Origin of the sequence: Pseudarthrobacter scleromae, assembly GCF_014644515.1 — a bacterium.
In the GTDB taxonomy this organism is placed as follows: Bacteria; Actinomycetota; Actinomycetes; order Actinomycetales; family Micrococcaceae; genus Arthrobacter; species Arthrobacter scleromae.
The window spans coordinates 23,232-35,379 of sequence record NZ_BMKV01000005.1 but is presented as its reverse complement, the minus strand read 5'-3'; the positions used below and the strand labels follow the sequence as shown (position 1 = coordinate 35,379).

Annotated in this window: 9 protein-coding genes; 6 read left to right on the top strand and 3 right to left on the bottom strand. The window is 66.3% G+C overall.

The window, feature by feature from the left end:
* The first annotated feature begins 140 nt into the window (after positions 1-140).
* Both IEX33_RS13430 and IEX33_RS13425 read left to right on the top strand, forming a co-directional pair.
* A complete protein-coding gene (locus tag IEX33_RS13430; protein WP_188730980.1) occupies positions 141-989 on the top strand; it encodes a LysR family transcriptional regulator in 849 nt (282 codons plus the stop codon).
* A gap of 163 nt (positions 990-1,152) precedes the next feature.
* The gene (locus tag IEX33_RS13425) at positions 1,153-1,470 is read left to right on the top strand and encodes a hypothetical protein (protein WP_188730978.1); all 318 of its coding nucleotides are present in this window, start codon (positions 1,153-1,155) and stop codon (positions 1,468-1,470) included.
* A 118-nt stretch (positions 1,471-1,588) separates the two neighbouring features.
* Here the strand turns inward: IEX33_RS13425 and IEX33_RS13420 are convergent, their stop codons facing one another.
* Together IEX33_RS13420 and IEX33_RS13415 are read right to left on the bottom strand one after the other, a co-directional pair.
* The gene (locus IEX33_RS13420; RefSeq protein ID WP_188730976.1) at positions 1,589-5,095 is read right to left on the bottom strand and encodes a bifunctional proline dehydrogenase/L-glutamate gamma-semialdehyde dehydrogenase; all 3,507 of its coding nucleotides are present in this window, start codon (positions 5,093-5,095) and stop codon (positions 1,589-1,591) included.
* Between the two features lie 294 nt (positions 5,096-5,389).
* Positions 5,390-6,853, bottom strand: a complete 1,464-nt coding sequence (locus tag IEX33_RS13415) for an amino acid permease (protein WP_188730975.1) — start codon at positions 6,851-6,853, stop codon at positions 5,390-5,392.
* Between the two features lie 155 nt (positions 6,854-7,008).
* On the opposite strand from IEX33_RS13415, the gene IEX33_RS13410 reads away from it, so the two are divergent.
* From IEX33_RS13410 to IEX33_RS13395, 4 genes are all read left to right on the top strand, one after another.
* On the top strand, positions 7,009-7,968 hold the full coding sequence (locus tag IEX33_RS13410; protein ID WP_188730973.1) for a LysR substrate-binding domain-containing protein: 960 nt from the start codon (positions 7,009-7,011) through the stop codon (positions 7,966-7,968).
* A gap of 90 nt (positions 7,969-8,058) precedes the next feature.
* The gene (panD, locus tag IEX33_RS13405) at positions 8,059-8,484 is read left to right on the top strand and encodes an aspartate 1-decarboxylase (RefSeq protein WP_172801470.1); all 426 of its coding nucleotides are present in this window, start codon (positions 8,059-8,061) and stop codon (positions 8,482-8,484) included.
* Positions 8,485-8,535: 51 nt separating this feature from the next.
* Positions 8,536-9,462 carry an AEC family transporter gene (locus IEX33_RS13400; protein WP_188730971.1) on the top strand — a complete coding sequence of 309 codons (927 nt, stop codon included), beginning with the start codon at positions 8,536-8,538 and terminating at the stop codon, positions 9,460-9,462.
* 13 nt (positions 9,463-9,475) lie between these two features.
* Entirely contained in the window at positions 9,476-10,612 is a 1,137-nt protein-coding gene (locus tag IEX33_RS13395; protein ID WP_188730968.1) for an FAD-dependent oxidoreductase, read from the top strand.
* A gap of 38 nt (positions 10,613-10,650) precedes the next feature.
* Here the strand turns inward: IEX33_RS13395 and IEX33_RS13390 are convergent, their stop codons facing one another.
* On the bottom strand, positions 10,651-12,132 hold the full coding sequence (locus IEX33_RS13390; RefSeq protein WP_188730966.1) for an MFS transporter: 1,482 nt from the start codon (positions 12,130-12,132) through the stop codon (positions 10,651-10,653).
* Between the last annotated feature and the right edge of the window lie 16 nt (positions 12,133-12,148).

Below are 12,148 nucleotides of genomic sequence, written 5' to 3'. Positions count from 1 at the left end.
TGTGTCCTCAAGTGCGTGCGGTCCGGGATGCCCTTAACGCTAGGCTGGGACCTGGGATTATGGATACGTATCGTCCCTATAACTCGTATTGCAAACCGCAATGTCCGCGCTGTCCGCACCGATGCCCCACGGAGTCCATTGTGTTTGACCCCGCCCAGCTGCGCTCCTTCCTTGCCGTCGCCGAGACGCTGAGCTTCACCAAGGCCGCGGAACGGCTGGGCCTGGCCCAGCCCACCGTCAGCCAGCATGTCCGCAAGCTCGAGGCGGCTGCCAAGAGGGTCCTGGTCAGCCGGGATACCCGCGATGTGCGGCTGACGGACAACGGGGACGCCATGGCGGGCTTCGCCCGGAACATCCTGGCAGCCCACGATTCCGCCTCCCGCTACTTTTCCGGCTCTGCCATGCGTGGGAGGCTGCGGTTCGGCACGGCCGATGACCTGGCCATCACGGGCCTGCCACGGATCCTGCGGGAGTTCCGGCAAATCTATCCGCAGATCAACCTGGAGCTGACGGTGGGCCAAAGCGACCAGCTGTACCGGAAACTCAACGCGGGGCAGCTGGACCTTGTCTTCGTCAAGTGGGTGGCCGGAGCCAAGGACGGAACAGTTGTCCAGCATGATTCCTTTTCCTGGGTGGGGCTGGAGCAGACCACGCTGGACCCGGCGTCTCCCGTGCCGCTCATCGCCTACCCGTCACCCAGCCTGAGCCGGAAACTCGCCATCGACGCCCTCGAGTCCCATGGCAGGACCTGGCGGATCACCTGCACCACGCGCCAAATCAGCGGAGTGCTGGCGGCCGTCAGGGCAGGAATCGGCGTGGCCGTGATGCCGTCATCGCTCGTCCCGGAAGACCTCAAAATCATCACCCGGCGGTTCGACCTGCCGGCGGTGGGCGACGTGGACTTCACCCTGATCCGCAACCCGCTGGCCAACGCGGAGGTCATTGACGCGCTGACGCAGTCCATTGTGGGCAGGACAATTAACCGGTAAGCATAACGCCGGCGCCGCCCCGGTGGGCGCAGCCATTCCGCAGTTTCCATTGATTGCTGAAGGCAGCATCCCCTATGCTGACTTTCTAGGGTCAAGCAGCTGGCCGGTTCTCAAGCACGGGGGGCTCCTGCATGCCAGGATTTCCACCCGGGACAGGCAGCCAATGACGACAGCCAGGAACACCCATGCCAGCTCGGCCCATGCGCGCCCGCTCAACACTGCGCGGCCGCCGGCCACCCGCCGCTCCACCCTCGGCGCCGGGATCGCAACAACCGATACCGGCTACGTAGGCAAACCCACCTGCGACACCTGCCGTACCGATGAATTCGTCTATCTGGAGTCCTACATCCCGCCTACGTACCGGCGTGACGGCACGGTCGCTTCCCTGGGCGAGGTGGCATACACGTGCACCCGGTGCGAGGATTTCTCCGCCCACAGCGTGCCGGTGACCTGGACGCCGCCCGGCTGGTACCTCGGCTGACAGGCACATAACACCAGCACACTGCAGAAGGCCGGACGGTCACCTTAAAAGGTGGCCGCCCGGCCTTTTGTCTGTGCGGTACTCCTGCAGCGTGTGGGATTACTGCGGGCCTGGGCTGCTAGATCAGGGCATCCGAGAGGTGGTTCGGGGTGCCGAACCGGTGCGCGGTGATGCTGACGGCCTGTTCGTGCAGGAAGGGCAGCAGCTCAACGCGGCCCGCTTCGGTCACCGGGTGTGCGTAGATTGCCAGGTCGGGACGTCCCCCGGTGGCCTTCGCCAGGGCCGCTGCGGTGCCGCCGATCAGGCGGACGCGGCCATTGGACAGCTTGCCCGCCGCGGCGAGCCTGCCCGCGGAAGCCAGCCAGTCGGCGTCGGACTCCACCGTCACCTCGATGTCCAGGGCAAGCAGCACCGGGCGCAGCTGGGCGGGAAGCTCGACGGCGGTGGAGACGGTCAGCTCCGAGCCCGCCAGCACGCCGGCCGCCACGGTCCGGACCAGGTGCGCCAGCGGCGCACCCTCGGACAGGCGCACCGTCACGGGAAGGCTGCGGTAGCGGAAGATGTTGCGTTCCGCGCTGAGTCCCGAGACGTCCTTGGCGGTACCGAACTCCTCGGCCCAGGCCTGCGCATCGGAGGCGAGCGCACGCTGGACGGATTCGAGCTCAGCGGGTTCCAGGGCGGAGCCGGCCGCGTTGAGGATGCGGCGCACGCCCGGGTGGGTGATGCCGGCCTCCGCGGTGCTTGTGGCAGGGGCCCAGTCGCCCAGGCCTGCCAGGTAGTTGGGTCCGCCGGCTTTGGTGCCTGCACCTACGGCTGACTTCTTCCAGCCGCCGAACGGCTGCCGCTGCACAATGGCGCCCGTGATGCCGCGGTTCACGTAGAGGTTTCCGGCCTGGATACTGTCCAGCCAGACGCCCAGTTCCTCGGAGTTCAGGGAGTGCAGCCCGGCGGTGAGCCCGTACTCGATCTGGTTCTGGAGGGCGATGGCCTCTTCCAGGGTGTCGGCGGTCATCACGCCCAGGACGGGGCCAAAGAATTCGGTGAGGTGGAAGTAGGAGCCGCGCTTGACGCCGTAGCGCACGCCCGGGCTCCAGAGCCGGCCGGTGCCGTCCAGCTTCCTGGGCTCAACGGCCCAGTTTTCTCCGTCGCCCAGGGTGGTGAGCGCGTTGAGGAGCTTGCCGTGGGCGGGCTCGATGATCGGACCCATCTGGCTGGTGGGGTCCTCCGGGTAGCCCACCTTCAGGGAGGTGACGGCATCGATCAGCTGGTTGTGGAAGCGCCTGGACTTGGCCACCGAACCCACCAGGATCACCAGTGAGGCGGCCGAGCACTTCTGGCCGGCGTGGCCGAACGCGGAGTACGCCACGTCCTTGGCTGCCAGGTCCAGGTCCGCGCTGGGGGTGACGATGATGGCGTTCTTGCCGCTGGTCTCGGCCAGCAGCGGCAAGTCCTGCCGGAAGGACCGGAACAGTTCGGCGGTCTCGTAGCCGCCGGTGAGGATCACCCGGTCGACAGCCGGGTGCGAGATCAGCTGCCTGCCGAGTTCCCGCTCGCCCAGCTGCACCATGGTCAGCACATCGCGCGGAACACCTGCCTCCCACAGTGCTTCGACCATCACGGCGCCGCTGCGGGCGGCCTGCTTGGCAGGCTTGATCACGACGGCGGAGCCGGCGGCGAGTGCTGCGAGGGTGGACCCCGCCGGGATGGCGACCGGGAAGTTCCACGGCGGCGTGACCACGGTGAGCTTGGCTGGGACGAACGTGGCGCCGTCGACCTTGTCCAGCTTCCGCGCGGACTCGGCGTAGTAGTGGGCGAAGTCCACCGCTTCGCTGACTTCGGGATCGCCCTGATCGATGGTCTTGCCGGTCTCGCTGGCCATGACCTCGAGCAGGTCGGCGCGGCGGGCTTCCAGGACGTCGCCGGCGCGGTGCAGGATCTCGGCACGTTCGGCGCCTGAGAGTTGCCCCCAGGCCTTGCCCTTGTCGACGGCGGTGGTGATGGCGTCGTTCAGCGTTGCTTCGTCGTTGATGAAGGCGGCTTCCACGGCAGCGTTGCCGAGCGTGGAGGACGGGACGCGCTCCAGGATGGCGCGGCCCCAGTCGCGGTTGGCCGGCAGTGAGGGATCCGTATCCGGGGTGTCCTTGAACGAGTCATGCGGCAGGGGCTGCGGCGGGAGGTTGCGGTCCTGCTGGCGGTTGGCCGGCGGGACACTGTTGTCCAGCGCCTCGAGGGAGGACAGGAAACGCTGCTTTTCGCGCTCGAACAGCGATTCGTTCTCGCTGAGTTCAAACACGGCGGACATGAAGTTGTCCTGGCTGGCGCCCTCTTCGAGGCGTCGGATCAGGTAGGCGATGGCGACGTCGAACTCGGCCGGGTGCACCACCGGGGTGTAGAGCAGAAGCGAGCCGACGTCCTTCTTGACGGCCTCGGCCTGGCCCTGCGCCATGCCGAGCAGCATCTCAAACTCGATACTCTGCGGTGCGGTATCCGCAATGCCGCGCTGCTTGGCAAGGAGCCAGGCGAAGGCAATGTCGAACAGGTTGTGGCCGGCCACGCCGATCCGGATGTTCTTGATCCGCTCCGGGTGCAGGGAGTAGTTGATGACGCTCTTGTAGCTGGTGTCCGAGTCCTGCTTGGTTCCCCAGGTGGCCAGCGGCCAGTCGTGCAGGGAGGCTTCCACCTGTTCCATGGGCAGGTTGGCGCCCTTCACCACGCGGACCTTGATGGCGGCGCCGCCGTTGGCGCGGCGCTCAGCGGCCCAGTCCTGCAGGCGGATCATGGCCGAGAGTGCGTCCGGAAGGTAGGCCTGGAGCACGATGCCGGCTTCAAGGTTCTTGAACTGGGGCTTGTCCAGGATCCTGGTGAAGACCGCGATGGTCATGTCCAGGTCCTTGTACTCCTCCATGTCCAGGTTGATGAACTTGGCCTTGGGAAATGACGCTGCGCGCTCGAACAGCGGGGTGAGCTTCTCGACGACGTGCGCAACGGCTTCGTCGAAGGCCCACGGCGAGTGCGGGGCCACCGTGGAGGAGACCTTGATGGAGACGTAGTCGACGTCGGGGCGCGCCAGCAGCGTGTGCGTGCCCTCGAGCCGGCGGGAGGCCTCGTGCTCGCCCAGGACGGCTTCGCCCAGGAGGTTGACGTTCAGCTTGATGCCGTCCTTGCGGATCTTCGCGATGGCGGGTCCCAGCTTGGCGTCGGTGGCGTCAACGATCAGGTGGCCCACCATCTCGCGCAGGACTTTGCGCGCGACGGGGATGACAACCTGCGGCAGGATCGGGGCCATGGTTCCGCCAAGTGCCACGGCGCTCCGCATGTACCAGGGCAGGAAGGCGGGGACTTTGGGGGCCAGCGCGGCGAGGTTGCGTGCGGCGACGTTCAGGTCCTCGGGGCGGACCACGCCGTCCACGAAGCCAACGGTGAATTCCAGGCCGTTGGGGTCCTTCAAGACGCCGGCGAGCTGTTGGGCGGAAGCGTCCACGGGAACCTTTGACGCCTCCGTCAGCCAGTGGCGGACCAGGGCCACCGCTTCGTTGGCCAATGCCTTGGCCTGGGGCACGTCGACGTCGACAGTCCGGGGCGCAGTTCCGGTGGCGACTGCCGGTTCCATTGCAATGTGGGTCATGGCTTTTTCTCGTTCTTTCCTGGGGTTCAAGGAGGTCTTATCCACCAGTATGAGCTTCCAGTCACATAAGATAAAGCGATCTTTTCTAAGCAATACAGGTTAGAAAAGATGAAGCATCGAGCCCGGCCGAGCTCCCCTTCCCCCACCTGACGCTCTCTCACTTAACGCCGCAAATTTCCGGACGCTCTCCCACCTGATGCGGGAAAAACGGAAACGCTCTATCACCCTCCACAGGAAGGTGATAGAGCGTCCGTGTTTAAGCGGCATTAAGTGAGAGAGCGTCCCCGGGGCGGGTCAGACGAGGGGGCGGTGCATCTCCACGATCTCCTCATGCCGGGGGCTGTTGGGGTTCATCAGCGAGTGCTTCTTTCCGTAGAAGAAGTAGATCGCCAGGCCAACAAGGAGCCATACGCCGAACCGCGCCCAGGTTTCCCAGTGCAGCTGGAACATCAGGAATGCCGATGCCAGGACACCGAAGGCCGGGATGAACGGCATGAACGGCAGGCGGAAGGTCCGGGGTGCGTCCGGCTTCTTGTAGCGGAACACGATCACCGAGAAGCAGACGACGACGAACGCGGCCAGGATGCCGATGTTGGTCAGGTCGGCAACAGCCTTGATGGGGAACACGCCTGCCAGCAGGGCGGAGGCGACGCCGGCAATCCACGTGACGCGCTGCGGGGTGCCGTGGCGGTCCGTCTTGGAGAACCAGCCGGGCAGCAGGCCGTCGCGGCTCATGGAGAACCAGACGCGGGTAACGCCCAGGAGGAAGGTCAGCATCACCGTCAGGATGGACAGGACGGCGAACACCGAGATGATGGTGGCGATCACCGGCAGGCCCACACCCGTGAAGGCGGAGGCAAAACCGGCCGTGGGGTCAATGTCCTTGTAGTTCTGCATGCCGGTCAGCACCAGGGTGGCTGCCACGTAGAGCAGCATCGCAATAATCAGGGAAAGAATGATGGCCTTGGGCATGTGCTTCTTGCCGTCCTTGGCCTCTTCCGCCGCGGTGCTCATGGCGTCGTAGCCGAAGACGGCGAAGAAGACCGTGGCCGCGCCGGCCAGGACCGGGCCGAAGCCGCTGGGCATGAACGGGTTGTAGTTGTTGGTGTCGATGTAGAAGACGCCCAGTCCGATGATAAAGAGGATCAGGATGACCTTGATGGCAACGGCCACGAGTTCGAACCGGCCGAAGGCCTTGGTGCCGCGGGACAGGATCCAGGTCACGATCAGGCAGACCACGATGGCCGGAATGTTGACGATGCCGCCCCTGCCCTCGTCAGCGGTGGAGGTCATCCAGATGGGCATGTTGATGCCGATTCCCGAAAGGAAGGCGTCGAAGTAGCCGGAGATACCGATGGCAACCACCGCCACGATGGCGATGTACTCCAGCAAAAGGTCCCAGCCGATGAACCAGCCGATGATCTCGCCAAGCGCAACGTATCCGTAGGTGTAGGCGGAACCGGCGCGGGGAATCATGCCCGCAAATTCCGCGTAGGACAAAGCAGCGGCGGCGGACGCAAGGCCCGCCACCAGGAAGGAGATCAGCACCGCGGGCCCCACCCCGGGTGTGCTCTCGCTGCCGGCGGCCACCAGTCCCGCGAGGGAGAAGATGCCGACGCCGATGATGCCGCCTACGCCGATCGCCGTAAGCTGCCAAAGCCCGAGTGACTTAAAGAGGCCACTATGTTTGTTCTCTTCTTCAATGTCGTCAATGGGCTTGCGCCGCATGATCGACTGGGTCATATCTCTAGTGCTCATCAGGAACTCCTGCTTGGGGTGCGACCCCGTCACGGCGCGCGCGAAGAATCGCTTGTGACGGGGGTAACTCGGTCCCAACAGTATGCAAGCGGGATTGCGTTAGATAAAGTGACTACTTCTAACCTATATTCGTTAGTTTCGGTAAGGATTACCCTATGCTTGACGTCCGCCGGCTCCGTCTGCTCCGTGAACTCAGCATCAGGGGGACCCTCGCGGAGGTGGCGGAGGCACTGCAGTACAGCCCGTCGTCGGTCTCCCAGCAGCTTGCCCTGCTGGAAAAGGAAGTGGGCGTCGAGCTGCTCCGCAAGATGGGGCGCCGGGTGCAGCTCACACCCCAGGCCGAAGTCCTCGTGGCGCATACCGCAAGCCTGCTGGAAACCATGGAGCAGGCCGAGGCGGACCTGGCCGCATCGTTGACCACAGTCACCGGCACCGTCCGGATTGCCGTTTTCCAGTCGGCAGCCCTTGCCCTCATGCCGGAAACACTCACGCGCATGTCCCGCACCTACCCCGAGGTCCGGATCGAGATGATCCAGCGCGAGCCCGAGACCGCCCTCCACGAAACCTGGGCCCGCGATTTTGACCTCGTCATTGCCGAGCAGTATCCGGGCCATGCCGCCCCCCGTTATCCCGAGCTGGACAGGGTCAGGCTGACCACCGATGCCATCCGGCTCGCCGTTCCGCCGGCGTCCGACGGCGGCCCCGCCATCTCCTCGATCGAGGACACCGCGGAACTCGCCTGGGTGATGGAGCCGCGGGGTGCAGCGTCGAGGCACTGGGCCGAGCAGGCCTGCCGGAGCGCGGGGTTCGAACCCGACGTGCGCTATGAGACCGCTGACCTCCAGGCCCAGATCCGGCTGATCGAGTCAGGCAACGCCGTGGCGCTGATGCCGGACCTGGTGTGGACCGGCCGGGACACCACGGCCCGGCTCCTGGACCTGCCGGGGAAGCCGCGGCGCACCGTCTTCACGTCGGTCCGCCGCTCCAGCGCAAAGCGCCCGGCCATCCTGGCTGCCCGGGAAACCCTTGCGGCCACGGCAGGAGCGGTGGCGGGTGACCAGCCGCCGTCGAACGTGTCCTTGCAATCCGGAACCCCGGTCCTCCCTGCGCCATGACGCGGGAGGTCACTGCGCCGGGACCGTCCCTGCGCAAGTGTTTCCTGCGTCACTGCGCGGCAGGGCCCCCGCCGCTAGACTGAAGCCGTTATGAATCGAACAATGTTCAAGTCCAAAATCCACCGGGCCACCGTCACGCACGCTGACCTGCACTACGTAGGTTCGGTCACCGTTGACCTGGACCTGCTCGAGGCCGCCGACATCCTGCCGGGTGAGCTGGTGTCCATCGTGGACGTGACCAACGGCTCCCGCCTTGAGACCTACACCATTGCCGGCGAGCGCGGCTCCGGCGTCATCGGCATCAACGGGGCTGCGGCCCACCTGATGCAGGAAAACGACATTGTCATCCTGATTACCTACGCGCAGATGACCACCGAGGAAGCGAAGAGCTACGAGCCCAGGGTGGTCCACGTGGACGAAAACAACCGCGTGATCCAGTTGGGGAACGACCCCGCCGAGGGCCTTACCCCGGGCTTGCTGCGCCCCCCTTTCGCACTTAACAACGCCGCACTGTAACCGGAGCGTGAGCCCCGGTCCCCTGCTCCGCCGCGCCCTGCTGGCTGTCCCATGCTAGGCGTGCTGGCGGGTTTCTTTGTGGTGTGGTGCATCATCCTGGTGGGCTGGTTCGTGGGCCGGCAGAAGATCCTGGGTGACAACGCCCGGCAGGTGCTGAGCTCCCTCACGTTTTTCGTGGCCAGCCCGGCACTGCTCTTTGAAACCCTCAGCAAGGCGCGCCTCGCCGAAGTCTTCGCGGCTCCGCTGCTGGTAGCGGCGGTGTCCGCCACCGCCACCGCCATGATCTTCTTTGCCATTGCCAAGTTCTGGCTTAAACGTTCGCTTCCCGAGTCGCTGATGTCCTCCATGGCGGCGTCGCTGGTCAACTCGGCCAACCTGGGCATCCCCATCGCGGTCTACGTGCTGGGCGACGCCAGCTACGTGGCGCCGCTCCTGATCTTCCAGCTCGCCTTCTTCACGCCGCTGTTCCTGATGCTCCTGGACTCGAGCACCAGCAGCCACCGCACCACGCCGCTGAACTTCGCTGTGATGATCCTGCGGAACCCCATGATCGTCGGCTCGGCGCTGGGCCTGCTGGTGGCGGGCACCGGATGGAAGGTGCCTGACCTGGTCATGGAACCGATCCACCTGATCGGCGGCGCAGCGATTCCCGCCATGCTGATTGCGTTCGGCATGAGCCTGAACGGCACCCGCCCGCTGCAGGCCTCCGCGGCCCGCCGCGTAGACACGCTCCTTGCCAGCGCGTTCAAGCTCGGCGTCCAGCCGGCACTTGCCTATCTCTTTGCCCGCTTCCTGCTGGGGCTGGAGGGCCACATCCTGTTCGCCGTCGTCGTGACCGCCGCGCTGCCAACCGCGCAGAATGTCTTTGTGGCCGCCAGCCGCTACAAGACCGGCCTTACCGTGGCCAAGGACACCGTTTTGATAACCACCGTGGTGGCAGTGCCGGCCATGATCGGCGTGGCGCTGCTGCTGACCTGACCCTGGAGGGCTGATGGAAACTGTTGTGGACACCGTGGTGATCGGCGGCGGGGCGATGGGCTCGGCGGCCGCGTGGGCGCTCTCGCGCCGCGGCCGGCAGGTGACGCTGGTGGAGCAGTTCGGGCCCGGTCACCGGATCGGCGCCTCCCACGGCACCACCCGCAACCTGAACCCGGGCTACCACCAACCCGAGTACGTTGCCATGCTGGCCGAGGGGCTTGCCCTCTGGGACGAGCTTGAGGAGGAAAGCGGCGAACAGCTGCTGGCGCGCACGGGGGTGGTCAACCACGGGCCGGAGCCGCTGTTCGCCGACGTTGCCGCCGCCCTGGAGCAGGGCGGGATCCGCGCCGAATTCCTCCACCCCGAAGAGGCGGCGGAACGCTGGCGCGGCATCCGCTTCGACCAGCAGGTACTCCATCTGCCCGACGGCGGCCAGCTCAACCCCGACGCTGCGCTCCCCGCCATGCAGCGGCTCGCCGTGGCCCGCGGCGCCGAGATGCGGCACCACACCAGGGTGGTGGACTTCCAGGTCATGGACGACGGCGTCCGGCTGGTGGTGGAGTCCGTTGCGGGAACGGAGGTGCTCGCCGCGGCGCAGGTGGTGGTGACGGCCGGCGGCTGGACGGAAAAACTCCTGGGCGGAGCGGTCACCAACGGCTCCGGGCTGAGGATTCCTCAGCTGCGCGTCACCCAGGAGCAGCCGGCGCACTTCCGGGTCAAGGACCCGGGAGCAGCGTGGCCTGGTTTCAACCACTACCCGGGCACCGGGTCGGGGTACCGGAACTGGTACTCCCCGGTGTACGGGATGCAGACCCCGGGTGAGGGAATCAAGGCCGGCTGGCACGGAGTAGGCCCCGTGGTGGATCCGGACCGGCGGTCCTTCCTTCCGGAGCCGGTGCAGCTCGCCGCCCTCCAGGAGTACGCCCGGACATGGCTGCCCGGGGTGGACGCCGACTCCTTCGAGGCGGTCAGCTGCACCTACACCACCACCCCGGACGAGGACTTCGTCCTGGACCGGATCGGCCCCGTGGTGATCGGCGCCGGATTCTCGGGCCACGGTTTCAAATTCACCCCCGTCATCGGCCGGGTCCTTGCGGACCTGGCCACCGGCACCCGGCCCGCTCCGGAGATCTTCCGCGCTGGCCGCTGATCGCCGCCGCTGGGTTCCGAAAGTTAGCTTGGGGCAGGCTATCGGGAGCTGTCCTCCGCGTCGGTGAGGACCGGCTCCCCGCTGCCCCCGCCGTCTTCACTGCCGTCCTTTGTGGCCGCCCGCACGGCAGGCATTGCCAGGACTGCTGCCACCGTCAGGACCCCGGCCGCAAGGGCGGCCACGAAGACCGCACCGGAAGCGGCCACCACCGCCGGGCCGTTGCTGCCGCCTCCGGACGTTTGCCCATAGATGGCGTTGGCCACGGCGCCGAAGACGGCCACGCCCAGTGCGCTCCCGATGGACCGGGCGAACATGTTGGTGCTGGTGACCACGCCCCGCTCATTCCAGGAAACGCTGGACTGGGCAGCGATGAGGGTGGGGGTGGCCACCAGCCCCAGGCCGAGTCCGACGATGAAGCAGCTGGCGGCGACCAGCGCCACACTGGGAGCAGCAGCGGTGAGTGCAAGGACCGCGAGGCCGGCCACGGTGATGGAGATGCCGATGAGCGCTGTGGCCTTGAACCCGATCCGCAGGTAGAAGCGTCCGGCCTGCGAGGCGCTGATCGGCCAGCCCAGGGTGAGTGCCGCCAAAGCCAGCCCGGCCACCAGTGGCGAGCTGGCCAGCGCACCTTCCAGGAACGTGGGCACGTAGGACGTCAGCCCGATCATGACGGCGCCGACGCCGAAGGACACGAGGGCTGTGGTGCCAAGAAGCCGGCGGGATACCACCCAGGATGGCAGCACCGGTTCCGCCGCGCGCCGTTCCACCACGAGGAACAGGGCGAGCAGCACCCCGCCCACGGCAAAGATGCCAAGACTCACCGGTGAAGTCCAGGCCCAGCCCTGGCCGCCCTCGAGGGCGCCAAGGATCAACAGGCCAAGCGAAGCCGCCAACAGGCCCGCACCGGCGTAGTCCACGCGGTGTTTGGCTCTTTCCACGTTCTCGTGCAGGGTCCGGACGAGCATCCATCCCGCCAGAAGGCACAGCGGGATGTTGACCAGGAAGATTCCGCGCCAGAAGCCCACTGCGGCAAATATGCCGCCCAGGCTTGGTCCCACCACGGAGGAAACCGCCCACACGCTCGCAAGGTAGCCCTGGACCTTGGCCCGTTCCTCCAGCGAGTAGATGTCCCCTGCGATGGTGATGGAGACAGGCAGCACTGCGCCGGCTCCGAGTCCCTGCAGGGCACGGAAGGCGATCAGCGCGGGCATGCTCCAGGCGATGCCGCAGAGTACGGACCCGAGGAGGAACAGCCCGATGCCCGCAAGGATGATCGGTTTGCGGCCCACCATGTCCGAGAGTTTTCCGTAGATGGGCACGGAGACGGCTTGTGCCAGCAGGTACGCCGAAAAGAGCCAGGGGAACGACTCGAACCCGCCGATGTCCCGGACAATCGACGGAACGGCCGTGGCCACGATGGTGGAATCGATGGCCACCAACCCGGTGGCGAGCATCAGGGCAATGAGGATGGGGCCCCGTTCAGAACGGAAGCCCACTCCCTGGGCGCGGGTGGCGGACATGGGTCTCGTTTCGGTT

Bases quoted from the DNA above. Each gene is read 5' to 3' on its own strand.
- IEX33_RS13425 (WP_188730978.1), top strand. From the start codon at position 1,153: ATGACGACAGCCAGGAACACCCATGCCAGCTCGGCCCATGCGCGCCCG.
- IEX33_RS13420 (WP_188730976.1), bottom strand. From the start codon at position 5,095: ATGACCCACATTGCAATGGAACCGGCAGTCGCCACCGGAACTGCGCCC.
- IEX33_RS13415 (WP_188730975.1), bottom strand. From the start codon at position 6,853: ATGAGCACTAGAGATATGACCCAGTCGATCATGCGGCGCAAGCCCATT.
- IEX33_RS13410 (WP_188730973.1), top strand. From the start codon at position 7,009: ATGCTTGACGTCCGCCGGCTCCGTCTGCTCCGTGAACTCAGCATCAGG.
- panD (WP_172801470.1), top strand. From the start codon at position 8,059: ATGAATCGAACAATGTTCAAGTCCAAAATCCACCGGGCCACCGTCACG.
- IEX33_RS13400 (WP_188730971.1), top strand. From the start codon at position 8,536: ATGCTAGGCGTGCTGGCGGGTTTCTTTGTGGTGTGGTGCATCATCCTG.
- IEX33_RS13395 (WP_188730968.1), top strand. From the start codon at position 9,476: ATGGAAACTGTTGTGGACACCGTGGTGATCGGCGGCGGGGCGATGGGC.
- IEX33_RS13390 (WP_188730966.1), bottom strand. From the start codon at position 12,132: ATGTCCGCCACCCGCGCCCAGGGAGTGGGCTTCCGTTCTGAACGGGGC.